Annotated in this window: 3 protein-coding genes; 2 read left to right on the top strand and 1 reads right to left on the bottom strand. The window is 47.7% G+C overall.

Annotated features, from left to right (window positions below; genetic code table 11):
- Positions 1-478: 478 nt before the first annotated feature.
- Positions 479-910, bottom strand: a complete 432-nt coding sequence (gene uspA, locus ACRC27_RS06145) for a universal stress protein UspA (protein ID WP_438622632.1) — start codon at positions 908-910, stop codon at positions 479-481.
- On the opposite strand from uspA, the gene ACRC27_RS06150 reads away from it, so the two are divergent.
- Positions 909-1079, top strand: a complete 171-nt coding sequence (locus ACRC27_RS06150; RefSeq protein ID WP_438622633.1) for a hypothetical protein — start codon at positions 909-911, stop codon at positions 1077-1079. The genes uspA and ACRC27_RS06150 overlap by 2 nt on opposite strands.
- Positions 1080-1397: 318 nt before the next feature.
- The coding region (locus ACRC27_RS06155; RefSeq protein WP_438639432.1) for an SDR family NAD(P)-dependent oxidoreductase at positions 1398-1978 on the top strand (581 nt) is incomplete at its 3' end.

A 1978-nucleotide genomic window follows, 5' to 3' on the forward strand; every position in this document is an offset into this window, starting at 1 on the left:
AATCAATCTGCCCATACACCCGATAAGCACTTGCTGATTTTCTCAATTACGGGTATTACTCGTAGAGGAAGCAACCCGTTTGCACGATAAATAATAATGAAATCAGAGGGTGTTATGGAGATTCGTCGGCTCTGTAAGTGGGGAAGAGATGAGTACAGTGAGCATTTTAGTCTGCTGTGTGAAATTACCCGTAAACCAAAGTTTAGCTGTATACGCTGTGGGCGCAGTGCGCGTAAAAAACGCTACTTATGCAAGCCGCAAAAACGTGAGTAACCCTCTATTGGGGCAGTTTAGTTTCACTTAACGAAATGCAGCCTCACTAAACTAAATTCAGTACTCCAAATTCAGTGTTTCATGTCCAATATTCCACATCTAATATTCCATATCTAATATAGCGCCGTCATTGGGCGGCGCTATATGTCAGCGTGCCATTATCGCCTTGCCGTATTACCGCAGATCATCGAATCTGAGGGCGTGGTTACTCATCATCGCGCAGCGGTACAATCAGCATATCAATCGGAATATTGTTCATCAGTTGGCGTGCCGATGACATGAGCTTACTCCAGAAATCCTGATGATGGCCGCAGACCAGTAAGTCCACATCATACTGTTTGATAGCATCAATCAGTACCTGCCCCAAATCACCGGTGCCACTCAAGGTTTCGCGGATAGGATAACCACCGCTCAGTGCTAATTCACGCAGTGCCGCATGAGTCTCTTCCGTGATCTTCTGCTTCATATCCCCTAAGTTGACATCAATCAGCCCGGTATACAGATCCGAATAGTTGACATCGACATGGATCAACGAAACTTTGGCGGCATTTCGTTTGGCAATACCGACCGCTTTTTTCACCAAATAGTGGCTTTCTGGTGACAGGTCAACGGCCACTAAAATGTGTTGATAGGCCATGATGATGCTCCTTTTTCATGCATTTGGTTGCTCTGATGGTAGCACCGGCTTGCGCCGCAAAATGCCTTACCGATCACAGGCTGCTATCGGGTTTGTGGCAGGGTGCGGCAACAACACCGGTTTGTTGCCCGAAGGTATAACCATTAATGGTAGTCAATACCGCCATTAAGTGTGGCGGGTTATAACGTTTTTCGCTGATGCTTTTACCGGATGAAACGCTGAAAACACGATAAATAAAAAAAATTAAACACTGTGTTTTGTCTGTTATTGTGGTTGTTTAATCGGCATTATGATTAAAGTGTAGCCTGTCGGTCTGGTTTTTATCCCAGAAATAAACAGATCTTTTGTTGCTCTGGTTTGGGCGAAATTTGCCGCGATGGATTTCCGGTGTCATTGATAACGGTATCAAGTGATACACGACAGAACGTGATCAGGCTTACAAACTTATTTATTACGATCAACGCAGAACAGGTGTAGGAGTGATGCAATGAAAAATAAAATCTGTGTAGTAACCGGTGGTGGTCGTGGCATTGGCCGGCAAATTGTGAATACTTTGGCCGATGCAGGTGCAGCAATGGTGATTGCCTGTGACCTTGATCCGGCGGCGCTGGAAGAGACCGCCAGCGGGCGAGCCAATGTGCGTGGTTATGTGCTCAATGTGACCGACCGCAGTGCGATCCCCGCGTTTATCGAATCGGTAGTTAAAGAGTTCGGCCAGATTGATGTGCTGGTGAATAATGCCGGTGTCACGCGCGATAACCTGATCCAGAAGATGACCGAGCAAGAGTGGGATCTGGTGCTCGATATCAACCTCAAAGGGGTCTTTAACCTGACACAAGCGGTTGCGCCTGTGATGATGGAGCAGGGCAGTGGCGCGGTTGTCAGCCTCTCTTCGGTGGTGGGGATCGACGGTAATATCGGCCAGAGTAACTATGCGGCCAGTAAAGGCGGTGTGATTGCGATGACCAAAACCTGGGCAAAAGAGTTTACCCGCAAGGGGGCGAAGATCAGGGTTAATGCGGTTGCACCGGGCTTTATCCGCACTCCAATGACGGCGGTAGTACCGGA

Source organism: Plesiomonas sp. (assembly GCF_051650925.1).
Classification (GTDB): domain Bacteria; phylum Pseudomonadota; class Gammaproteobacteria; order Enterobacterales; family CAMTGL01; genus Plesiomonas.

Excerpts from the sequence above, each read along its gene's own strand:
- uspA (WP_438622632.1), bottom strand. The coding sequence starts at position 910 with ATGGCCTATCAACACATTTTAGTGGCCGTTGACCTGTCACCAGAAAGC.
- ACRC27_RS06150 (WP_438622633.1), top strand. The coding sequence starts at position 909 with ATGATGATGCTCCTTTTTCATGCATTTGGTTGCTCTGATGGTAGCACC.